Origin of the sequence: Azospirillum aestuarii (genome assembly GCF_016632405.1) — a bacterium.
GTDB classification, from domain to species: domain Bacteria; phylum Pseudomonadota; class Alphaproteobacteria; order Azospirillales; family Azospirillaceae; genus Azospirillum; species Azospirillum aestuarii.
Genome location: NZ_JAEPIV010000032.1, coordinates 21,090 through 44,026, shown reverse-complemented (window position 1 = coordinate 44,026; position 22,937 = coordinate 21,090). Strand labels below are relative to the sequence as shown.

The 22,937-nt window shown below is 69.0% G+C and carries 9 protein-coding genes and 1 tRNA gene; 8 read left to right on the top strand and 2 right to left on the bottom strand.

What is annotated here, in order from left to right:
* Both JJL56_RS28805 and JJL56_RS28800 read right to left on the bottom strand, forming a co-directional pair.
* The coding region (locus tag JJL56_RS28805) for a filamentous hemagglutinin N-terminal domain-containing protein (protein WP_200487234.1) at positions 1-12,341 on the bottom strand (12,341 nt) is incomplete at its 3' end.
* A 21-nt stretch (positions 12,342-12,362) separates the two neighbouring features.
* On the bottom strand, positions 12,363-13,922 hold the full coding sequence (locus tag JJL56_RS28800) for a ShlB/FhaC/HecB family hemolysin secretion/activation protein (protein WP_247889367.1): 1,560 nt from the start codon (positions 13,920-13,922) through the stop codon (positions 12,363-12,365).
* 725 nt (positions 13,923-14,647) lie between these two features.
* Here JJL56_RS28800 and JJL56_RS28795 point away from each other — a divergent pair.
* From JJL56_RS28795 to JJL56_RS28760, 8 genes are all read left to right on the top strand, one after another.
* Positions 14,648-14,797 carry a hypothetical protein gene (locus JJL56_RS28795; protein WP_200487232.1) on the top strand — a complete coding sequence of 50 codons (150 nt, stop codon included), beginning with the start codon at positions 14,648-14,650 and terminating at the stop codon, positions 14,795-14,797.
* A 283-nt stretch (positions 14,798-15,080) separates the two neighbouring features.
* Positions 15,081-15,156: transfer RNA gene (locus tag JJL56_RS28790), tRNA-Trp, on the top strand.
* A 480-nt stretch (positions 15,157-15,636) separates the two neighbouring features.
* Positions 15,637-16,371 (top strand): RNA polymerase sigma factor, encoded by a 735-nt coding sequence (locus JJL56_RS28785; protein ID WP_200487231.1) that lies wholly within the window; start codon positions 15,637-15,639, stop codon positions 16,369-16,371.
* Positions 16,372-16,445: 74 nt separating this feature from the next.
* Positions 16,446-17,510: a patatin-like phospholipase family protein gene (locus tag JJL56_RS28780; RefSeq protein WP_145624680.1), complete on the top strand. Its 1,065-nt coding sequence runs from the start codon at positions 16,446-16,448 to the stop codon at positions 17,508-17,510.
* Positions 17,507-18,688 (top strand): alanine racemase, encoded by a 1,182-nt coding sequence (gene alr, locus JJL56_RS28775; RefSeq protein WP_200487229.1) that lies wholly within the window; start codon positions 17,507-17,509, stop codon positions 18,686-18,688. The genes JJL56_RS28780 and alr overlap by 4 nt, the downstream gene beginning before the upstream one ends.
* On the top strand, positions 18,685-19,878 hold the full coding sequence (locus tag JJL56_RS28770) for an ABC transporter substrate binding protein (RefSeq protein WP_200487227.1): 1,194 nt from the start codon (positions 18,685-18,687) through the stop codon (positions 19,876-19,878). Before alr ends, JJL56_RS28770 begins: the two co-directional genes overlap by 4 nt.
* A gap of 2 nt (positions 19,879-19,880) precedes the next feature.
* Positions 19,881-22,388, top strand: coding sequence for an MFS transporter (locus JJL56_RS28765; protein ID WP_200487225.1), 2,508 nt, complete (start codon positions 19,881-19,883; stop codon positions 22,386-22,388).
* Complete coding sequence (locus JJL56_RS28760; RefSeq protein WP_145624688.1) at positions 22,385-22,912, top strand: GNAT family N-acetyltransferase; 528 nt, start codon at positions 22,385-22,387, stop codon at positions 22,910-22,912. Before JJL56_RS28765 ends, JJL56_RS28760 begins: the two co-directional genes overlap by 4 nt.
* The last annotated feature ends 25 nt before the right edge of the window (positions 22,913-22,937 follow it).

Here is a 22,937-nt window from a genome sequence, read left to right as displayed (position 1 = left end):
GTGCCGCTGAACTGCGTCGCGCCCTTACTGTTGATGACCAGGGCCTGGGCGCCGTCCACCGTGCCGGCGAACAGAACCGATCCGCCGTTCACCGTCGTCGCCCCGGCCAGCGTCGCCGCACCGTTGGCGGTGAAGGCGCCGCTGCCGCTGTTGTAGGTGCCGTCGAGCGTCACCGCGTCGTTGTAGGTCTGCGCGCCGGTGGTCGTCACCGATTTCACGCTGCTGGTGCCGCCGGCGTCGGTGGTCAGGCTCGCCAGGGCCGTCGTGCCGCCCACCGCGCCGTTGAACTGCGCCATTCCCTTGTTGTTGACCACCAGGGCGTGGGCGCCGTCCACCGTGTTCATGAACAGAACGCTCGACGTGCCGTCCACCATCGTGTCACCGGCCAGCGTTACCGCACCGATGGCCGAAAAGACCGCGCCGGTGGCGTAGGTCCCATCCAGCGTCACTGTGCCGCTGTAGGTCTGGGCGCCGGTGGTCGTCACCGACTTCACGCTGGCCGTCCCGCCGGCGTCGATGGTCAGGCTTGCCAGCGCCGTCGTGCCGCCCACGGCGCCGCTGAACTGCGTCGCGCCACTGCTGGTGATCACGAGAGAGTTGGCCCCGTTCACCGTGCCGCTAAACAGCACGTTTCCGCTGCCGGAGTTCACCGTGGTGCCGCCCGCCAGCGTCGTGGCGCCGGTGACGGTGAAGGTGCCGTTGCCGGTGGCGTAGGCGCCCTGGAGGCTGGTCGCGCCGGTGTAGCTCTGCGCCCCCGTCGTCGTCACGGCGCGCAGGCCGATGGTCCCCGCGGAGGCCGTCAGATAGGCCAGGTTGCTGGCCGCACCGCCCAGCGTCACGCCGCCCTGCGCCGCGTTCAGGGTCGCCCCGTACCCGCCGCCGTTCAGCGTGCCGCTCACCGACAGGTCGCCGCCGGTCGCGGTCACCGTGCGGTTGGTGCCCGACAGGATCAGGTTCCCGGCGACGGTCACCGACTTGCCGGCCAGCGCACCTCCCAACGTGGTGTTGCCGGTGTAGGTCTGCGTGCCCGTGGTGGTGACGTTGCCCAGGGCGATGCTGGTGCCCTGCACCGTCACGCTCGCCCGGGTGTCGTCCGGCCCCGTGCTGCTGACCGCCTTGGTCAGGGTGACCGCACCGCCCGTGGAGACCAGGGAGATGGTTCCGCTGCCCCCGGCGGTGATGCCGGTGGTGGCGTTGCCGTCGCTGATGGCGCCGCTGGCGGTGACGGAGATGTCCCCGTTCGTCGTGGAGAGATTGCCCAGGGTGAAGCCGGTGCCGGCCAGATAGATCCCGCCCGTCCCGGTCACCGTCGCCGAGATGTTGGCGATGCTGCTGGTGAAGGCGGCGCTGCTGGTCCCGATCCCGGTGTTGGAGGTCAGGTTCAGCGTGCCGCCGGTCAGGCTGGTGCCATTGCCGGTCAACAGGCTGCCGCCCGCCGCCGACAGGTTGATCGTCCCGGTCGGTCCCGCGTTGACCGCGCCGACCGTCAGGTCGCCGGTCGTCGCGGTCAGGCTGACCGTGCCGATACCGGTCACCGAGGTCGCGGTCATGCCGGTGCTGCTGGTGGCGGTGACGGTGCCTGCGGCGTTGAGGGTCGTTGCCGTCAGCGTTCCGGTGTTGTTGACGGTCAGGTTCTTGCCGGAGCCGGTCAGGCTGGCGTCGATGGTGCCGACCGTGGTGTTGAGGGTCGTGTCGCCGCCGTTGGAGCCGCTGGCGAAGGTCAGCGAGGCCGCGGTGATCGACAGCGCCCGCGGCGAGGCGCCCGCGGCCACCACGTCGGTGGCGCCCTTCAGGGTCAGCGCGCCGGTGCCGAGGTTGATCGCCGCGGTCGGCAGGGTCAGCACCCCGCCGGACTGCAGCAGCAGGTTGCCGCTGGTCATCGACAGGCCGGCGCTGGCATCCAGGTTGCCGGCGGTGCGGATGTAGGCGGACCCGCCCGCTCCCAAGGTGACGAGGTTGTTGCCCAGCGTCAGCGCGGCGCTGTTGATGTTGTCGACCGAGATGACCGGCGTGGTGCCGGTGGCTGTCAGGCCGGTCAGGCTGGACACGTTCATCTTGAGCGGCGTGCCGGCGCCGGTGGTGGCGTCGGTGACGGTGCCGATGTCGCCGCCGTTGGCGGTCAGGCTGGCCGAATAGCCCGTCACATGGGTGCCGTTGCCGCTGCCCAGGATGGAGCCGGCGGCGGTCAGGGCGACCGCTCCGCTGGAGGTGTTGGCCGACACCGACTGGACGGTCATCGTGCCGGCGGACGCGATGATGACCGAGCCGCTGGAGGCGGTGGCCGAGGTGACGGTGACGCCGCTGGTGGTGGCGTCGGTCACATAAACGCTGCCGGTGGCGCTCGCCAGGGTCAGGCCGCCGGTGGTGGTCTGGACCGAACGGGTGGAGGTGCCGACGCCCTTGCCGCCGGTCAGCGACACGGTGCCGCCGACGATCCGCGTCTCGGCAAGGCCGTCGTCATACACCCCGCCCCCGGTGGAGCTGAGGGAAACCGCGCCCGTGCCGGCATCGATGCTGCCGGCGATGATGTCGGCGTCCGCGGCGGTGGAGGAGATCGTGATCGCGCCGCCGCCGGTGCTGGCACTGACCACCTGGAGGCGGTCGCCGGCCTGCACGTCGATCTTGCCGCCGGTCGTCGCGGCGTAGGCGAGCGCGGTGGCGCCGGTCGTGCTCAGATAGATGTCGCCCGATCCGCCGTTCGCCTGCACCTGGGCGCCGCCCACGCCGACGCGGGCGGAGGAGGTGCCGATGCCGCCGGCGCCGTTCAGCGCGACGGTCTTGCCCGTGACCGCGGAGCCGCCGTTGGCGGCCAGGATCTTGCCGCCGTTGCCGGTGGCGCTCAGCGTGACCGAGCCGTTGTTGGCGCCCGCCGTCACCGTCCCGGCGGTGATGGAGCCGCCGGTCGAGGTCACGGTGATGCTGTTGCCCGCCGCGTCGGTGGCGATGGCGACGTTGGTCAGCGTGATGTTGCCGCTGCCCGACACCACCACCGGGCCGTTGTTGACCGCGGCCGTCAGTCCGCCGGTCAGCGATCCGGCGATGTCGAGATAGAGGCCGCCCGCACCCGTGACGTTGGTGGTCAGCGCCCCGGTGCCGGACGTCGTGACCTTGAACGCCGAGTCCGCCGTGCCGATGCCGGCGGCCGCCGTCAGCGTGGTGCTGCCGTTGCCGAGGCTCAGGCTGGAACCCCCGCCGACGATCCGGCCCGTCGTCGCCGTCAGCGTCAGCGCCTTGCTGTTGTCGTAGGAAACGTTGGAGACGGTCAGGTCGCCGGTCGCCGCGATCACCGTCAGGGCGCCGCCCGTGGTGATGGAGCTGAGGTTCAGCCCCGCCGCGTTCTTGACGAACAGCCCGCCGGTGCCGCTGCTGGCGGTCAGGCTGGACACGTTCATGCCCAGCGCCGTGGCCGCACTGCCGATGGCGCTGCTGTTGCCCTGCTCGTTGGTCTTCTTCTGGGCGTCCAGCTTCAGAGAGCCGGCGGTGATGGTGGAGCTGTTGTTCACCGCCGTGATGTTGCCGGCGGACGCGCTGTTGCCCGTCGCCGTCAGGCTGACCGTGCTGGAAGCGCCCGTGTTCACCGTGCCGATGGCGATCGCCCCCGGCGCCTTGAAGGTGAAGTCCAGGCCGGTGCTGTCGGTCAGCGTGGTGAAGGTGGTGACGCCGCCGCTGTCCGTGACGTTCCAGCTCAGGTTGGTGGCCGTCAGGCTCATCGTGCCGGAGGTGGTGGTTCCGGTGGACGGCGTGCGGTCGATGGTCAGCTTGGCGAGGTCGAGCGTGTCGGCGACGTTGAAGGTGCCGGGCGTCTTCAGCGTCAGGTCGGTCGTCGCGACGTTGAGCGTGGACCCCGTGTCGGCGATGCCGCCCTTGACCGCGGACAGCTCGACGCTGCTGCCGCTCACCAGATTGCCGCTGTTGGCGCGGATGTTGCCGTCGCTGCTGGTCAGCGACACCTTTCCGGTCGTGGTGATGGTGCCGGCCGTCAGGAGGCCGGTTCCCTGGGAGCCGGTCGACAGCGTGATCGCGCCGCCGCCGGTGCTCACCACCGATTGGGCGATCAGGCTCTTGCTTTCCGACACGGTGATGCTACCGGCGGCGCTGGCGGTCAGCGTCGTGGTGCCGCTGGAGCCGGCCTGCATCGAAATGGCGCTGACGTTGCCGATGGACCCGGTCGCCGTCAGGTTCACCAGATTGCTGCCACTGATCGTGCCGCTGAGGATCGAGCCGCCCTGGTTGTTGATGACCGCGTTGGCGCCGTTCATGGAGATCGAGCCGAGCGCGATGTCGCCGGTGGAGTTGTTCAGGGTCAGCGCGCCGCCCAGATTCATGGCGTCGATGACCGTTGAACCGTGCAGGTTGATGACGGCGCCGTTGTTGGCGTTCACCGTGAGGTTGCCGGTGGTGATGCCGACGAATTGCCCACCGGTTTCGCCGACCGAGCCGGAGGAGGCGTTCAGCTCCGCGATGCCGGCGTTGATCTTGAGGTTCGGGGCGCCGGTCCCAACGATGCCGGGGGAGGCGACGAGCTTGATCGTGCCGGTCTTGCCGACGTCCAGACCGCCGACGACCATCTTGCGGTGGCTGTCGAAGGTGAAGCGCACGCCGCTGCCATCGGTCAGCGAGGCGAGCGCCATCGCGCTGCTGCTCTCGCTGCCGCTCAGCGCGATGGCCGCGCCTGCCGTGTCGACCGAGGTCAGGCTGTAGGTGCGGTTGGTGATGCTCGACGAGGTGCTCTTGATCTTCAGCGTGCCGATGCGGGTGTCGGACTCGACGTAGAGGTCGCCGGTGACGTTGAAGGTCGCGGACGACGACGACAGGTGGATCTTGTTGCTGGAGGAGCCGATGGCGCCGCCGCCGCTGCTCAGGGTCGCGGTGCCCGCGGTGATGCGGTTGGCCGGGTTGCCCGCCGTCGCCGAGGCGGCACCCAGGATGTTCCCCGCGCTGGTCAGGTCGACGGTGCCCCAGCTCTGCACGTTCAGCGTGCCGATGGACAGCGCGTGCTGGGTGTCCAGCTTGACGGCGAGACCGGTGGCGTCGGTCAGGTTGCTCAGCGTGGTGGTGGTGCCGTCGTCCGTCATGGTGAAGACGAGCTGCGGCGCGGTGATCTGATAGGTGCCGGCGCCGGTCGTCCGCGAGCTGGTCAGCGACAGCGCGGTCAGGTCCCGGCCGTTGTCCACGAAGGCGTCGGTCGCCGTGCTCAGCGCCAGCGTGTCGGCCATCGTCGCGATGTGGCTGGAGGACGATCCCGCCTGACCGATGGTCCCGGTCGCGGTGAGGGTGACCGTGCCGGCGGTCACCTTCGAGTTGCCGTTGCTGAGGATGTCCTTGCCGGTGCCGGTGGTCTCGATGGACACCTTGCGGGACAGGCCGCCGTTGATCGTCCCCAGGGCGACGCTGTTGTCGCTCTTGAACGAGAAGTCGAGGCCGCTGCTGTCCACGACGCTGCCGAGGGTGTACTGGCTGCCGGTGTTGGTGTCGGTCAGGGCGAAGGTCAGCCCTTCCGACCGGATGTCGTAGACATTCTGCGTGCCGGAGGAGGCGTGCCTGACATCCAGGCTGAGGGCGTACAGGTCGGCGCTGTTCGTCAGGTGGACGTTGCGACCGGCGGTCACCTCCAGGGTCTGCGTCTCGGTCAGCAGCGGCGTGCCGGACGCCCCGATGGAGCCGCCCTCGACCGTCAGCGTCACCTTGTCCGCGCTCAGCGGCTTGGTTCCGGACTGGAGGAGCGACCCGTTGTTGGTCACCTTGATGTCCGCCGAGGAACCGGCTTTCACATCCTTCAGCGTCAGGGTACCGGTGTTGCTGAGCGTCAGCGATCCCTTCAGATCGGCCGACAGGGTACCGACCTGGGTGGTGAAGCGGGACCCGCTGCTGGTGTGTTCAACGCTCGTCCCCTTCAGCGTCAGGCTGCTCGCGGTGACGGTCGTGCCGCTGCTGTTCGTGGCGCTGATGCTGGAACTGCCGGAATTGGCGGTCAGATCGACGGTGCCGGTGCTTCCGACATCGATCTTGGCGATCCGCAGGGCCTTGTCGTTGCTGATGTTCAGCTTCAGCCCGCTCTGGGTGACGTTCGTCACCGCCAGGCCGTCGTTCGTCGAATCGCTGAAGGTGGCGGTCAGGCCGGTAGAGGTGATGGAGTAAGTGTTGGTGCCGCCGCCGGACTTGTTGTGCCGGGAATCCAGCGTCAGATCGGTCAGCGTGGCGTTGTTGCTGACCGCCACGTTGCCGCCCGAGGCGATGGACAGTTTTTGCGTGCTGGTCTGCACTTGGTTGGTGCCGCCGACGTTGCCGCCGCTGCCGATCGCGGTCAGGGAGACCGAACCCGCCGTGATCGTGCCCGACCCGTTGATCGACGGACCGCCGGACGCGCCCGAGGCCGACCCGGTGGAGATCAGCGTCACCGACCCGGTGGAACTGGTGCCGGCGTCCATGGCGCCGGCCACGATGCCGCGATCCACGCTGTAGCGCAGGTCCATGTAGGCGCTGCCGCCGCTGCTCGGCGTGGACAGCGCCAGCGTCTGGATGCCACTGGCTTCCGTCACCGTGAAGCTGCGGTTGGAACCGAGGGCGTTGAACTGGTAGGTCCCCGTGGCGGTGGACGACTTGTGCGTGACCGTGACGTCCAGCGCGGTCAGCGCGGTGTTGCTGTTGTTGAGATAGATGTCGCCGTTGCTCACCACGGTCAGCGACGAGGCGGAGGTCTTCACCGCCCGCGTGCTGGTGCCGATGGAGCCGCCGTTGGTGCCGGAGCCGTTGGCCGACAGGGTGACGGAGGACGCCGCGATGGTCCCGCCGCCCACCATGGTGATCGTCGAGTTCTCCCCGCCGCCCGCGGTGATCAGGCTGACCGATCCGCCGCCGGCGACGATCTCGGAAATCTCGATGCTCTTCTTGCCGGTGAAGCTGAAGTTGCTGTTCTGCGCGCCGGTGACGTCGATCGTCGTCTTGGTGCCGCTGTCGGCCAGCGAGTAGACCTGTGCACCGGTGCTGGCGATGGAGAAGGTGCTCTTGGTCGCGGTGGCCGTGGTGGCGTTCGTGCTGGTGATCGCCAAGCTGTTGAAGGCGCGCCCGTTGTTGTCGACGTAGATGTCGCGCCCGGCGGTCACCGACAGGTCGCCGGTGTCGAGGCTGATGGCCCCGTAGAGGGTCGAATCACCGACGGAGGAGCTGGTCCCCGCCTCAAGCGACACCTTGCCGGCGGTGATCTTGCTGCCGTTGCCGGTGTTGGTGACGCCGCTGGACGAGACGATGGCGACGCTGCCGCCCGTTCCGACGTTGACCGTGCCGACCTTGATCGCACGCGACGAATTGAAGGCGAAGTTCAGCGCCGTGCTGCTGGTGACGGTCTGGATCGTGGACTGCGACGAGCTGTCCGACAGGGTGAAGACCTGCCCGTTGACCGTACTGATCCCGATGGTGCCCCCGGAGTAGGAGCCGCGCGTCAGGGTGAGGTCGGTCAGCGCCATCGTGTTGGTGATGCCGATGGAACCGCCCGTCGCAATCGACAGGTTCGCCGTCGCCAGATTCAGCGCGTTGGTGCCGCCGACGCTTCCGTTGGCGCTCAGGATCACCTTGCCGGCGGCAATGACGGTCGTGCTGTCCGCATCGTCCTGGATGCTGCCGCTGGTGTTCGTCAGCGTGACCGTGCCGGTGCCGTTGTTGGCGTTGACCGACCCGACGGTCATGACACCGTTGGACTTCACGACGGTGATGTCGCCGCCGGCCGTCAGGCTGTCCAGGCTCGTCGGGCCGGTGCCCAAGCCGAGCCACATCGAACCGCCGGCGGTGGCCACGACCGTACCGGCCTGGGCGTTCACCGCCTTGTCCGACGAGCCGATGTTCTTACCGGCGGTGAGGGTCAGCGTGCCCGACCCGCTGGACAGGAAGGCGCTGTTCGGGTTCAGGATCGACCCGTTGGTCGCCGTCACCGTGATGTTGCTGCTGGCGCTGGAGGAGAAGCTGGAACCGAAGGCGATGTCGCCCCAGGTCGCCGTCACCACGATGGGGTTGTTGGTGGCGCTGAAGAAGCTGCTGCCCAGCGTGATGAGGTTCTTCTGGTTGCTGATGCCCGTCGAGGTCGGCAGGGTGACGTAGATGCCGCCGTCCGACGCGCGGGCGTTCAGGACCGGGGTGACGATGTCCAGATACTCGGTCCCGGTGCCGCTGCCGATCGCCTTGCTGGCGGCCAGATTGACCGATCCGGCCAGCACCACGGTGGTCTTCGACCCGTCGTCGAGGATGGAGCCGTTCGTCGTCTCGGCGTTGAAGATGCTGTAGACCTTGCCGATCTCGGGCGTGCCATTCGAGGGGAGGACGCCGGTCTCGCCGGTCAGATCGACCCGGCCCAGCCGGATGTCGCGGTCACCCTTGAAGGAGAAGATCATGCCGGTGGTGTCCACCAGCGTGCTCAGCAGATAGCCGTTGGTGGCGTTGTCGGTCAGGCTGAAGGCGAAGTTCGGCGCGGTGATCGAATAGCTGTTCACCACCGTGGTGTCCGCATGCGTGCTGGCGATGCTCAGCGTCGCCATGTCGGACAGGTTGGTGACGTGCAGGTCGCCGCCGGTGGTCAGAGTCAGCTTCGTGGCGTTGAGCCCCAGCGGAGCGGAGGCGTCACCCAGGTTGCCCGCCGCGGCGCTCAGCGTCACGGTCCCGGCGTCGATCCGGGTGTTCGCGCTGCTGTCGTCACGGATGCTGCCGGTGGTGGAGGTCAGCGTGACGGTGCCGCCCGTCCCCACCGTGGCCAGATCGCCGACGATCAGGTCGATGTCGCTGTTGAAGCTGAGGGTGGACAGCTTCGGGCTGCCGACCGCTTCCAGGATGGTCGCGGTGCCGTTGTCGTTGACCGAGAAGTTGAAATATTCGGAGGTGAGCGCCAGCGCGTTGCTCGCCCCGCCGACATGGCGGTTGGTGATCGACAGGCCGCTCAGGATCACGCCGCTGTTGTCGAGATACAGATCCCCGACGTTGGTCAGCGTCAGCGACCCCGTCGAGGTGCGCAGATGGGTGGCGGAGCTGCCGATGGCGCCGTCCGTGCTCAGGCTGATGGCGCCGGCGGACAGCCGGTTGCTGGCGTCCTTGCCCAGGACGGCGCCGCCGGTCGCCGTCACGGAGATCGCGCCGGAGGTCGACGCCTTGATCGTCCCCAGCGTGGCGGCGCCGCCGGTGACGGTGAGCGAGATCGACGAGCCGGCGGAGGTGATGTTGTCCACGGTCACGGCGCCGGTCTGGTTGACCGCAACGTTGCCCGAACCATTGGTGACCGTCAGCCGCTTCGCCGCGGTGTTCACCGTCACGGAGGAGATGGTGCCCCCGGCGGCGAGGGTGACGTTGTCGCCGGTGATCGTGCCGGACAGGGCGGAGATGCTGCCGTTGGCGGTCGTGAGGGTGACGTTGCCGTTGGCCCCGGCGTCGACCGTGGTCGCGGTGATGTCGGACACCGTGCCGTTCGCCGTGACGGCGATGCTGCTGGTCCCGTTGGCGCTGGTGATCGTCCCGATGGTGGTGGTGCCGCCGGTGGTGATCGCGACGTCGCCGTTGGTCGAGACGATGGAGCCCAGCACCGCCGAGCCCGACGTCGTCAGGAACACCCCGCCCGCACCGGAGGTGGCGTCGATGTTGTAGGAGCTGGCGGTCAGGGCCGTGCCGCTGGTGCCAATGCTGCCGACAGCGTTCAGGACCAGACTGTAGGAGCTGATGGTGGTCGAGGCGTCGGCGTCGTTCAGGATGCTGCCGCCGCTGCTGGTCAGGGTCAGCGTGTTGCTGCCGCTGGCCACCGCGCCGACCGTCAGGTTGCCGGTGGCCGCGACGGTGGTGGCGCCGCCGCTGGTCACGTTGGCCAGGGCCAGCGCGCCGGTGTTCGACAGGTTGATGCCGCCGCTGCCGGCCGTGGCGGTCAGGCTGGTGCCGGCGGTGTTCACCGCCTGCAACGACGTGCCGATGGCGCCGTTGCTGCCCGACGAGCCCTTGGCCGTCAGCGTCAGCGCGCCGCCGGTCAGCAGGCCTGCACTGGTGCCGGTGATGTTGCCGGCGGTGCTGGTCAGCGCGACGGACCCCGTTCCGGCGCTGACCGTGCCGACCTGGATGTTGCGATCACCGCGGAAGGCGAAGCTGTTCAGGCCGCCGGACTGGCTGATCGTGTCGAGCGCGGTGCCGCCGGACGAATCGGTCACGGTGAAGGTCAGGCCCGTGGAGGCCAGGAAGAACTGGCTGTCGGCCCCAGCCGTCCGGTGCGTGCTGGTGACGGAGAGGTCGGTCAGCGTCCGGTCGTTGGTGACGAACAGGTTGCCACCGGTGACCAGGGCGAGCTGGCTGCTGCTGGTCGACACCGCCGCGCCGCTGGTGCCGATGTCGCCACCGGCGGTCAAGGTGATCGGGCCGCCGACGATCCGGCCCGCGGCCAGCGCCGTCAGGGACCCGCTCTGGGCGCTGACGGAGACCGCCCCGGCGCTGCCCGAGACCGGCGTGGTGTCGATCAGGTTGGCGAGCTGGACGTTGTTGGTGGCCGTCAGCCGCACCGCGCCGCCACGGGTCGTCAGCTTCCCGATGCTGGTCAGGTTGCTGGCCATGCCGTTGGCTTCCAGCACGATGTCGCCGCCGTTGGTGCGGATCTCGTAGCTGGCGTCGGAGAAGGCGATGCCGCTGCTGGTCAGCGACCGCAGGGTGAAGCTGTGGCCCGCCGTGGTCTGGAGGTCGAGACTGGTCTCCACCTTGATCTCGCCCGACGCCTCCAGCACGATGTTCGCGTTGCCGGCGATGCTCTCCAGCACCTGCTTCGACACCGTGTTCACGGCGGCGCCGCTGCCCAGGTTGGGATCGTTGACGCCGATCGTGCCGTCCGCCGCGGCGCCGTCCTGGCTGCCGCCGGCGGTGCTGACGATGCGCAGGCTTTCCGGGTCGAGCAGGAAGGTCCCGGCCGCTCCCTTGGGCGCGGTCAGGTCGACGCTGCCGGTCAGCGTGATGTCCTTGTGGCTGGACACTTCGGCGAAGCCGCCGTCGCCGCCCTCGGCACCGCCGCGGGCGGAGATTTTACCAGCGTGCTTTGTGCTTTTCTGCGACAGCACCGTCACGCTGCCGCCCTTGCCGGACTTGACGGCGTCGGCGGACAGGGTGGCGCCGGCCTCCACCGTCACCTTGTCCGACCAGGTGCCGGAGCGGCCCGACTTGCTGCCGATGGCGACCTCGCCGCCGCCCTTGCTGCCGGAGGCGTCGACGCGGGCGTTCTTCTTCACGGCGATCTCGGCGCCGGTGGCGACGACGGTGCCGCCGGTCTGCCCCTCCCCGCGCCCGCTGGCGTCGACGGTGCCGCCGATGGTGACCTTGCCGGTGTCGCCGCCCGACAGGACGATCTTGCCGTTGGCGCTGCCGACCGAGGTGGCCTTGATGACGCCGTCGGTGTTGATGACGTTGTCGATCACGCCCTTCACGGCGCGCGCCGACAGGGTGACGCTGCCGCCCTCCGCGGCGATCTCCCCGGAATTGACGACCAGCGCCGCGACCGGCTTGCCGTCCGCGTCCTTCGCCACCGTCTTGACGGCGGAGCTGGCGTCGAAGCTGATCAGGCCGTCGCCGTGGAAGTCGAGCGTGAAGGTCTCGGCACCACCCAGCGCGACCTTGCCCAGCTTCGCGCGGATGACGCCGGAGTTGCGGACATGCGGGGCCACCAGGGCGGCCAGCCCGCTGTCCTTGACGGTGATGTCGCCCTCGTTCACCACCATGGCGTTCGGCTTGGTCGAGGCCTGGTCGAACTGGTACTTGCCCGCCATGAAGTTGGCGTCGGAGATGTTGGCGGTGGTCGCCACCAGCCCGCCGACGTCCACCTTCGCCCCGGCGCCGATCACCACGCCGTTGGGGTTGACCAGCATGACCGTGCCGTTGGCCGACAGGCTGCCCATGATCTTGGACGGGTCGGCGCCGGTGACCCGGTTCAGCGTGACGCTGGAGGCCGAGGGCTGCTGGAAGTTGACCCTCTCACCGGCGTCGATGCTGAAGGACTTCCAGTTGATGATGGCCTTGTCGGTGGACTGCAGGATCTCCATCGACTTCGGGGTCGTCGACTGGATGGTGGCCGCGCCCGCGGTGACGGTGCCTTCCAGCGGGTTGGCGTAGGCGGCGCCGGCGAACAGGGTGGACAGCGCCACGCCGATCACGCTGCGCAGCGCCAGCCGCGCGAAGTCGACGCCCCCCTTGGCCTTCGCCGCACGGCGCTGGCGCCGGGTGCCGCCGCCGCGCTGGGGCGCCTCCGTCGCGGACGACAGCAGCAACCGCTGACGCAGCGTCTGCCGGTGGCGACGCGCGCCGGGAATCTCGGTGATGCCGGGAGTGGTGGTGACGTTGCCCTTGCCCATGTCCTGTATCCCCCGGCCCTATCAGTATTGCGCAGTGATGTTGAAGAAGACCCGCATGTCCTTGTCGCCCTCGGTCGCGACGCGGCGGGTCAGCGGCTTGTCGATCTCAAGCGTCGCGAAAAGCCGCTCCACGAGGCCGGCGCGCACGCCGCCGCCCACGGAGACCAGCGAATTCCGGCTGTTCTGCTCCAGGCTGGAGCGGTTCCACACCTCGCCGCCATCGACGAAGCCGTAGATCTGGACGCCCTGCGCGAAGGCGTTCTCCGGCAACACCGGCGTGTAGCGCAGTTCCAGCGACCCGGCCCAGCCGCTGTCGCCGGAGATCTCGCCCTCGTCGAAGGCGCGGCCGTAGCTCGGGCCGCCCAGTGCGATCTGCTCGCTGGCCAGCAGCGGCGTGCCGGCGGCCTGCATCGTGGCCGTCGCCAGGATGCTGAAGTTGGCCGGCAGCTGCTGCACGCGGGTGATGTCGGCGGTAAGCTTGGTGAAGTCGCTGCGCCCGCGCTCGCGCGAGGCGTAGGCGGAGCCGAGCTTCGTCGCGTCAAGGATGTCCAGCCCCTGGTGGACGAGGCCGCGCACCGCGGTGATGCCGTCCCAATTATCGGTCCGGTCATAGCTGAAACCGCCGCGCAGGATGCGCAGCCGGTCGCGGTTGAAGCGGTCGCCGGAAATGTCGGTGTTCACGTCGCGGTATTCGAACTCGCCCACGGCGCGGAGGTTCTCCAGGCGCGAGCGGATCACCGGGTAGCTGAGCGTCCCCACGCCCGCGGCCACCCAGCTTTCCACGTCCAGCGGGTCCAGCGTCAGGCCGGGTCGCGACTTGGAATAGGAGCCGGTGGCGGAGAAGGTCAGCCCGTCGCCGGTCACCAGCGCCTGATAGCCGGCGCCGACCGACCAGGCCCGCGACGCCGGCGAGGACACGCGCCCGCTGAGGTTCACCGTGTCGGCGTTCGGCCCGAAGGAATTCAGCGCCGCCGTCGCGGTGGTCTGGGCGGTGCCGAGATAGGGCGTGTTGCGGTTGCTGAACGACACCAGGGCGTCCACCGCCTTGCGGTCCGTCTTCACCACCACCACCGAGGCGCCGAGCGTGTCCGGCGACGGCTCCAGGCTGGCGCGCACGGTCAGGCCGGCGAGATCGTTCGCCAGGAGAAGGCGGCGCTCGACCTCGGCGACGTTGATCGGCTTGACGCCGCGCAGCGGCTCGACAAGCCGCTTCACCGCGGCCAGCGCCGGACCGATGTCGTCGGGATAGGTGATGTCGGACACGAAGCCCTCGACCACCTGGAGGCGGAAGGTGCCGTCCTCGATCGTCTGGGCCGGAACGATGACCCGGCTGGTGATGAAGCCGTCGTTGCGGTAGCGGAACTCGATGTCGTTGGCGATCTTGAACAGGTCCGCCACCGACACCTCGCGGCCCAGCATGTCCTGGTAGGTGGCCCTGAGGCTGTCCTGGCTGTAGGCGGTGGCGCCTTCGATGGTGACGTCCCGCAACGTCAGGCGGTAATTCTCGGCCCCCGCCGGCGCCTCCGCCGCGGGCGCCTTCGGCACGGTCACCGCGCCGCCCGGCACGGAGGGCAGCGGCATCACCGGACGCGGCGCCTCCGGACGCGGTTCAGCGCCTGAGGGGAGTTGGGCCGGCAGCTGTTGCGCGAGCGCGGCGCCAGTTGCACCCGCGAGAATAGCGCTTGCCGCGAAGCAGGTCCACCACGACGCTTTTCTCTTACCCGCACCTTCGTTAGGGATGGAGATGGAAGAGGCGACTTTGGTGGACGAGTTCATTGGACCGGTACCTTCGCGCGATGGTCGTTGCTAACCTTTGATTAACGAAGATCCCGTCGGATCTCCATCTGAGGTAGCCATTTCTATCATACGATTTCGGAGTGGGTGTTAGTCCTAGTTTGTCGGAATTTGTAACATTCACACCACTGTCTTAAGCGCCGCTGGAATGGCGAACCACACCGGGGCACCGCGCTGAGCGAGGGCGCCGGGTGGGCATCCTTCACGGCAAGGTTCATGGCAAGGTTCATGGCAGGGCGCAGAAGCCGGACACGGCTCTTTGCAGACACGCGCTTCGTGTCAGGTTGCTTCGACGGGGAAAGGCCGCGGCGTGCGGCCTGGGACAAACACACCTCAAGTTGAATAAAGGAAGGGGACGTTGCCCGGACGGCATTTCCGGAAGGACGGACGCGAAGTGGCGTGCCATGGCGGAGGGCGTTGTTCCTCGCGCTTCGACCGACGCCGGACAGAGGACGACCGTCGCCCCTTGCGCCCGCAACCGACTCTGCTCCATCGCCCGACCGGAGGTGGAGATGACCTTCCGCAAGGCCGAGGCACCGCGCCTCGGCAATTTTGCGGCGTTGGACGCCATGGCGCCGCGGCTCTGCGGGTCCATGACGCGGGAGCCATCACATGTCCGTTCTTCCCACGCCGATCATGTCCGTCGTGAAGTCTTCTTTTAAAAATTGAAACCTGATATTTTCAAAAGCATCAATAATCCAAAAATGAAACAAGAAAAACCACCCACAGCGTGTCAAAATGTGAATTTCTTTGTCAAATTTTTACTTCCCATACTGTGGAGACGGGAGGACGGCGGCGGTTCGGTCACGATCGAGGCGCTCGTCCCAGGTCCGATCTCCGTCCTGTCTGTCGTGAAAGAGCGTTTCAAACCGGACCGCAGCAATTTTCCGCTGGTGTGCCGCTCTCAAATCGCCTAAAAGCGGCTTCCCGCTGCAAAGCGGCGACAGGAGTGTAGCTCAATTGGTAGAGCACCGGTCTCCAAAACCGGGGGTTGGGGGTTCGAGCCCCTCCACTCCTGCCATCCGGCAGAAGCTTCGGATGGCCCCGCGCACAGCCGCATCGACACCCTGAAATATAGAAATCTGGAAACAATGCCGGGACGGCGATCGAGCATTCGATCCCTTTGGTTAATACACTTTTATCCTTAAGGCCTTGAACGGCCCGGCGCCGCGTGGCGTTACTGTCCCTATCCCGATCCTTCGCTGCGAACCCATAGAATCGACGCATCCGCTTGCGTGTGCATAGCCATGTCTTGATTATCAAGACATAGTGCGGTTGTGGTCGGATAGGCTTTTTTTTAGATAATCTCGCGCGAAATACATAGGTATTTCGAAAAAAAGTATATCCAGTTCGTTCACACGTAGAACTTGGCGAGCGTCCCTTGAGCAAAACGCGCAAGGGACGTCATATGCAGCAAAGAGCGCAACCTTTGGGGGACACCCCCACCGGAACAGCGTTGGATCGGCGGCGGGAACCGAAACGCCCCTGGCCCTCCCTGTCCATGGCCGGATCGCCGCAGCTCCTCTCCCGCACCGGGGAGGATCTCCACGAACTGGACGATTTCGGCCTTCTGGAACGCATTGCGGCCGGAGACCAGACCGCCTTCTGGGTCTTCTGGTGCCGCCATTACACCGACCTGTTTTGGACATATCAAAGGTTGTGCAAAGGAAACAGGCAGGAGATCCACGACTGCCTGAGCGGGCTCTGCCTCAGTTTGTCGGACGTCCTGCCCCTCTACGCGCGTTCCATCATCAACACGCGCACCTGGTTGCGGCGCACCGCCATCAACCATTTCATCGACCGGCACCGCGCCCACCAGCGCCACCCCGTCCTGGTCGGCTCCCTCGTCGAGATCGCCTCCATCGCCGACGGCTCCAGCGGACGCGACGCCATGGACCCGGAACGCACCAACGCCGACCGCGCCCTGCTCGTCAAGGTTCTGGAGTCGCTCGACGGCATCCGCGACGAGCGGATGCGCCAAGCCGCCCGCATGCGCTTCATCGAGGAACAGCCCTACGCCGACATCGCGGCGGCGCTGTCCATCTCCGAGGAGCTGGCGCGCAAGTGGATTCAGCAGATCCGCAGCTACCTGCGCAGCGCCGTTCCCGATCACCGCGACCTGCTGGCGAAGCCGCCGCCCGACACCCCGCAGGCGCGGCGCGCCACCAAGCACGGCGTGCTGACCAGAACGCGCCCGCCCAAAGCCCCGTCCAAGGTGATGAAACCGGCGCTCTGACCGGCACCGCACACCCGAGCACGACCCATGCCATTCCGCCGTCCTCATCAGGACGCCAACGACCGGAGCCATCCATGCCCGACCAGACCATGCCCGCCCCCGCCGTCCAGCCCGCCAACCGGAAGGGCGCCAAGCCGATCAGTCTCGCGCTCCAGGGGGGCGGCGCCCACGGTTCCTTCACCTGGGGGGTGATCGACCGCATCCTGGAGGACGGGCGCCTGACCATCGACGGCATCGTCGGGACCAGCGCCGGCGCCATGAACTGCGCCGTCACCGCCTATGGCCTGACCATCGGCGGCCATGAGGGCGCGCGGAGCAAGCTGCGCGAATTCTGGCGCCGCATCTCCGACGAGGCGAAGAAGGGGCCGCTCCAGCCGACCCCGCTCGACAAGATGTTCAGCAAGGGGAACATGGACTTCTCCCCGCTCTGGCAGATGTTCGACGCGCTGTCGCGCATGATGTCGCCGTACGAGCTGAACCCGATGAACATGAACCCGCTGCGCGACGTGCTGTCGGACGTGGTGGACTTCAAGCGGCTGCGCAAGGCGCCGGCCTGCAAGACCTTCATCGCGGCGACCGACGTCTGCGCCGGACGGCTGAAGGTGTTCGGCCCGAAGGACATCTCGGTGGACGCGGTGCTCGCCTCGGCCTGCCTGCCCTTCCTGTTCCAGGCGGTGCAGGTCGGCAACGCCTTCTACTGGGACGGCGGCTATTCCGGAAACCCGCCGCTGTACCCGCTGATCGACCAGTGCGACAGCCGCGACATCCTGATCATCCAGATCAACCCGGTCCGCGTGCCGGTGCCGCCGCGCACCGCCCGCGAGATCATGGACCGCGTCAACACGCTCAGCTTCAACTCCAGCATGATGCGCGAGCTGCGCGTCGTCGACTTCGTCTCCAAGCTGATCGACTCCGGCGAGCTCAGCCCCGAGAAGCACAAGAAGATGCACATCCACACCGTCGACGCCGAAGAGGTCGTGGAGAAGCTGGGCGTCACCAGCAAGCTGAACGCCGACTGGGACTTCCTGATGTACATGTTCGAAACGGGCCGCCATAAGGCCGACGAGTTCCTGGATCAGCACTTCGACAAGATCGGCAGGGAATCCTCGACCGACATCAGCGCGAAGTTCCTTGCATGACGGGAACGCGGACGGGCCGGCGGGGCAGCACCACCGCCTGGGCGGACATCGATCTGCACGCCCTCGGCCGGAATCTGGAACGGCTGCGCCGCAGCCTTCCCCCCGGTCAGGCCGTCTTCGGCGTGGTGAAGGCGGACGCCTACGGCCACGGCGCCGGGCCGGTCGGGCGGGCGCTCCAGCGGTTCGGGATCGACGGGCTGGCGGTCGCCGACATGGGCGAGGGCATCACCTTGCGGCGGGCCGGCGTGACGGCCCCCATCCTCGTCATCGACCCGCCGCTGCAAAGCCAGCTGCGGTTGCCGGCCCTGCACCGGCTGGGCGCCACCGTCACCAGCGCGGCGGAGGCGCGGGCGCTCGCCACCGCCGCCAACCGCGCCGGCCGGACGGTCGACGTGCATGTCCGGGTGAACATCGGCTTCGCCGGCTTCGGCGCGCCGCGGGCGGACCTGCCCGATGTGCTGGCCGCGGTCGCTGCCGCGCCGGCTCTGCGGCTGGAGGGACTCTACACCCACCTGTCCGGCGCCTACGGCCCATATGAGGACGGCGGGGTGGCGGAGCTGGAGCGGTTCGGCGAGGCGATCGACACGGCACGGTCCGCCGGCCTGCTTCCGCCGCTGATCCACGCGCTCAGCAGCCCGGCTCTCGACCGGCCCCTCCTGACCGACGCCGCGGCGCGCATCGGCTGCACCGCGGTGCGTTGCGGCGCCGCTCTGTTCGGCATCCGCATGGTGGATGGAGAGGGATCGGCTTCCCTTGCTCCGGTGATGAGCGTGAAGGTCCGCGTCACCCGTGTGACGGCGCTGGAACCGGGCGACGTCGCCGATTACGCCGCCGCCAGCGCCGCAACCCGGCGCACCCCGGTGGCGGTGCTGCCCTTCGGCTTCTCCGACGGCCACCATCTGCACCGGCTGGCCGGCGGGGTCCTGCTGATCCGGGGACGCCCGGCGCCGGTCCTGGGGCGCCCCTTCATGAGCAGCCTGCTGGCCGATCTGACCGACATTCCCGGTGTCCAGCCGGGCGACGAGGCCGTCCTGATCGGGCGGCAGGGCGATCACCGGATCACCGTGGAGGACATCGCGGCGCGTTCCGGTCTGCGCCCCAGCGCGATCCCGCTTCTCGGAGCGCGGGTCGTCCGCCGCTACCGCAGCAAAGCCTTGGGGGAGGACAAACCGGCATGAGCCCACGGGTCCCATCCGCCGTGCGATCCACTTCCGGCCATCCAGCCACGACGATGACCCGCCGCGGCTGGATGGCCGGGGCCGCCGCCGGCCTCGGCGCCCTTTGCGCGCCGGGCGCGGTCCTGGCCGCCCCCCACCCCCTGCCGTCCGTCCGGGACGTGCCGCGGCGCTGGCGCGTCGGCTACGCCGAATCGATGCCCTACGGCAACTACGCCGCCACGCTCGCTGCCATCCTGGGCGAGCTGGAAAGGATGGGCTGGACCGGCGCGCTGACGGGGATGCCCTACCGTCCGGGCCAGACCGACACCGCCGCCCTGTGGTCCTGGCTGGCCGCGCACGCCGGCAGCCCGGTCCTGGACTTCGTCGCCGACGCCCACGCCACCAACCTGACCCCCGACGGCGCCGCCACGCTGGTGAGGCGCCTGCAGGACCACGGCGACATCGACCTGATGATCGTCATGGGTACGGTCGCGGGCGTCGCCCTGGCAAGCGACGCGCACCGGGTGCCAGTCCTCGCCTTTTCCTGCACCAACCCGATCGCCGCCGGGATCGTCGCGGCGGAGGCCGACACCGGGCGCGATCATGTGTGGGCGCATCTCGACCCGCGGCGGTTCCAGCGCCAGCTGTCCATCTTCCACAAGACCTTCCGGTTCCGGCGGCTGGGCATCGCCCACGACGACAGCCCGACGGGCCGGGCCATCGCCTCGCTGCCCGACATCGAGGCGACGGCCGAGCGGCTCGGCTTCGCGCTGGTGCGCCGGCATGTCCGCGCGCCGATCGACCATCTCAACCAGTACCGCTACGAGGTCGAGCTGACCACCGCCTGGGAGGCGCTGTCGCGCGAGGCGGATGCCGTCTACATCACCTACGGGCGCTGGCCGCTGGACCGCTTCTCCTCGCTGGTCCGGCCCTTCCTGAAACGGCGCATCCCGACCTTCTCGCAGCTCGGCCCCGAGGAGGTGGAGCGCGGCGCGCTGATGAGCATTGCCCGCGCCGACATGGCGGGCATCGGCCATTTCGGCGCCGCCACCCTCGCCCGCGTCATGGCCGGCGAGCCGCTGCGCCACCTGCCGCAGGTCTATTTCGACACGCCCTCCATCGCCTGGAACGCGGCGACCGCGGCGGCCATCGGCTACCGCATCCCCTTCCCGGCGCTGCTGGCGGCGGATTCACTGCACGGAGTGCTCTAGCCATGGCCTCACCCGGCGCCCCGTCCGGCCGCTCCGGCCCCCTCCGCGCCTTTCTGGTGTCCGTGCTTCTGGTGGGGGTGACGCTGGCCTTCAGCCTGAGCATCAATCTCGGCTCCTTCCGCCAGAATTACGCGGGCACGCTGATGGCCGCCTTCGCGGTGGTCGGCGGCAAGACCGTGGAGAACATTCAGGACGCGCTGGGCTACGGCAAGCCGCTCGACGACTTCTACGGGCTGGAGGCGATCCTCGACCAGCTCGCCGCCAATCTGCCCTGGGCGCGGGGCATCGGGGTGGCGGTGGCGGACGGACGCATCGTCGCCACCGCCAGGGGGCGGTCCGTGGAGCCGATGGCCGAGGCCACCCTGCGCCGCGCCCGCGCGGAGTTGGAGCGACGCCCCCACTGGTTCCGGCACGACGCCGACCGCGGCACCTACGCCCTCTATCTGCCGATCCGCACTCCCGGCGAAGCGGAGCGGGGGGATCGGAAGCCCGACGCCCCCGCCGGCTTTCTCATCATCCAGTCCGACAGCGCCAGGGTGGACGACCGCGTCGGGGAGTTCCGCGACCGCACCCTGCCGCAGCTCCTGTGGACGGGGCTGGGGACGGTCGGCTTCCTCGGCCTGACCGGTGTGACGATGGCCTTCGGGCTGCGCCGCGCGTCGGAAGGCCGCCGGGTCCGGCTGGAACGCCTGCGCCGGCTGCTGGCGCTCGGCGCGATGCTGGCCGCCCAGGCCGTGGCGGGGGCGGAATGCTACACGCTGATCTCCACCGCCCATCTGGAGGCCGCCGAACAGGCGACCCAGATCGTCGCCCGGATGATCCGCAATGACGTCGAATCAGTGGTCCGCCGTGGGCTGGACTATGAATCCCTGATCGGGGTGGACGGATATTTCGAGCGCATCCGCGCCGGCATGCCCACCCTGCAATCCATCGAGCTGGCCGTGCCCGGCGCAACCCCGCCGGCCCATGACGCCCGTCATGCGGTTGGCGGCGTCCCCTTCCTGTCCGACATGCCGGACGTGACGCTGCGCTGGCCGCTCGCCCAGGATCGCCGCGGCGAGGCACGCGAGCTGGTCGCCGTGGTGGACGGCGACCGGGTGGCCGCGCAGCTGACCGAATTCGGTCTGGACATGGCGACCATCCTCGTCGCCTCCCTGCTGTTCATGTTCGAGATGGACCGAGTGCTGGGCGGGCGCACGCGGATGGCCCATCGTTCGGGAGAAGGGCGCGCCGTAGCGGGTGGGACCGGCGATTTCGCCGGTCCCACCCGCTTCTCGGCCTTTCTGATGTATTTCGGCGCCTTTTTGCCGGTGTCCTTCGTCCCGCTGCTGATGACCAGCTTCGGCGGGGAGCCCTTTCCCTTTCTGTCACCGTCCCAGGTCGCCGCGGCACCGCTGACGGCGGAGATGCTTTGCGGGGTCGCCGCGGCGCTGGCCGCCGGGCGGCTGACCGGGCGATTCGGCTGGCGGGCGGTCTCGCTGACCGGCTTCGTGATGGCGGCGGCGGGAATGGCGCTGGCCGCCGTGGCGGCGCTGGCCGCCGGCCCGCTGCTGTTCGTCCTCGCCCGCGGGCTGAGCGGGGCGGGCGGCATGGCCGGGCTGATCGCCGCGAACGCCCTGATCGGGCGGCTGCGCGGGGTGTCCGACAGCTCCGCTCTGCAACCCGGCCTGTTCGCCGGCATGTACGCCGGGGTGAACTGCGGAGCTGTGTCGGGCGCCCTGCTCTCCACCACCTACGGGCCGGTGACGGTGTTCGCCGCGGGCACCCTGATCCCGGTCGCCGGGTTGTTCTACACCGTTTTCGGCATCCCCCGCCTGCCCGGAGCCGTCCCGCCGGAAGCGCATTGCGCGCCGGCGGCGGTTCCAGCGCCCGGCGGCGCGACGGTCCACCCGCGGCGGCGGCGCGTCAAGGTGCCGCTGTTCCTGGCGCTGATTTCCCTGCCCACCGCGGTGGCGGCGATGTTCCTGCCCTTCTATCTGCCGCTGTTCATCGCCGATCTTGGCCTGTCGTCGGCGACGGTGGGCCGCGCCTATCTGCTGCACGGCCTGTGCGTCGTGCTGGCCGGGCCGCTGCTGACCCGGATGGCGGCGCGGCGCCTGCCGATTCCGGGGGTGACGCTGCTGTCCACGGCGATGATCGCCGGGGCGCTGGCGCTGTTCGGCCTCCAGGCGTCGCTGTGGACGGCCTTCGCGACGGTGTTCGCGATCGGCCTCGCGGAGAGCTTCGGCCTGTCCGCCCAGATCCGCCATGTCGAGCTTCTGGCGGCGCGCGAGGCCCGGCGGCGCGATTCCGTGCTGGCCCTGCACGTCAACACCCGAAAGTTGGGACAGGCCGCCGGACCGCTGCTGTTCGGTACTCTGGCCGCCGCCGTCCCGCTGGGCGCCGGCCCCAAGGGGGTCGGAATGATCGGCGCGCTGCTGGCCGGTAGCCTGCTGCTCTTCGCCCTGCTGACATGGCGGCGGACCGTCCCGTCGCGCACGCCGCATCCGCGGACGGAGGGCGGGCGATGACCGGCCTGCGCTTCGCCCTGCTGACCCCGGACGCGCTGGGCGCCGTCCTGGAGTTGCAGCGGGAGGCCTGCGGCCCGCTGATGCACCCGCTCGACGCGGTCGAGCTGTCGGACATGCTGGCCGGGCCGGCGGAAGGGCATGGCGTGGTGCTCGGCGCGCTGACCGGCGGTGCGCTCGCCGCCTTCCTCGCCGTGCAGTTTCCCGGCCGCGCCGACCACAATCTGGGCCACGACTACGGCCTTGCGGACGGGGACCTCGACCGGGCGCTGCACTTCACCGGCATCCTGGTGCACCCGGACCGGCGTGGGCAGGGCCTGCACCGGCGCCTGATCGAAACCGCGGCCCAAGGTGTCCTGCCGCCGGACCGGCACCGCTATTGGTTCGCCACTGTCCGGCCCGAGAACACGGCCAGCGTGCGCGGGATGCTGTCGGTCGGGATGCGCGTCTTCGCGCGCAAACCCAAGCACGACGGGCACGACCGCCTCCTCTTCGTCCGCGACCTGTCCGCCCCGGCCGGCGGCTGAGGCCCTCTTGTCACCGCAATATTGG

Coding starts and splice junctions, on each gene's coding strand:
- JJL56_RS28800 (WP_247889367.1), bottom strand. CDS start 13,922: ATGCCGCTGCCCTCCGTGCCGGGCGGCGCGGTGACCGTGCCGAAGGCG.
- JJL56_RS28795 (WP_200487232.1), top strand. CDS start 14,648: ATGACCTTCCGCAAGGCCGAGGCACCGCGCCTCGGCAATTTTGCGGCG.
- JJL56_RS28785 (WP_200487231.1), top strand. CDS start 15,637: ATGGCCGGATCGCCGCAGCTCCTCTCCCGCACCGGGGAGGATCTCCAC.
- JJL56_RS28780 (WP_145624680.1), top strand. CDS start 16,446: ATGCCCGACCAGACCATGCCCGCCCCCGCCGTCCAGCCCGCCAACCGG.
- alr (WP_200487229.1), top strand. CDS start 17,507: ATGACGGGAACGCGGACGGGCCGGCGGGGCAGCACCACCGCCTGGGCG.
- JJL56_RS28770 (WP_200487227.1), top strand. CDS start 18,685: ATGAGCCCACGGGTCCCATCCGCCGTGCGATCCACTTCCGGCCATCCA.
- JJL56_RS28765 (WP_200487225.1), top strand. CDS start 19,881: ATGGCCTCACCCGGCGCCCCGTCCGGCCGCTCCGGCCCCCTCCGCGCC.
- JJL56_RS28760 (WP_145624688.1), top strand. CDS start 22,385: ATGACCGGCCTGCGCTTCGCCCTGCTGACCCCGGACGCGCTGGGCGCC.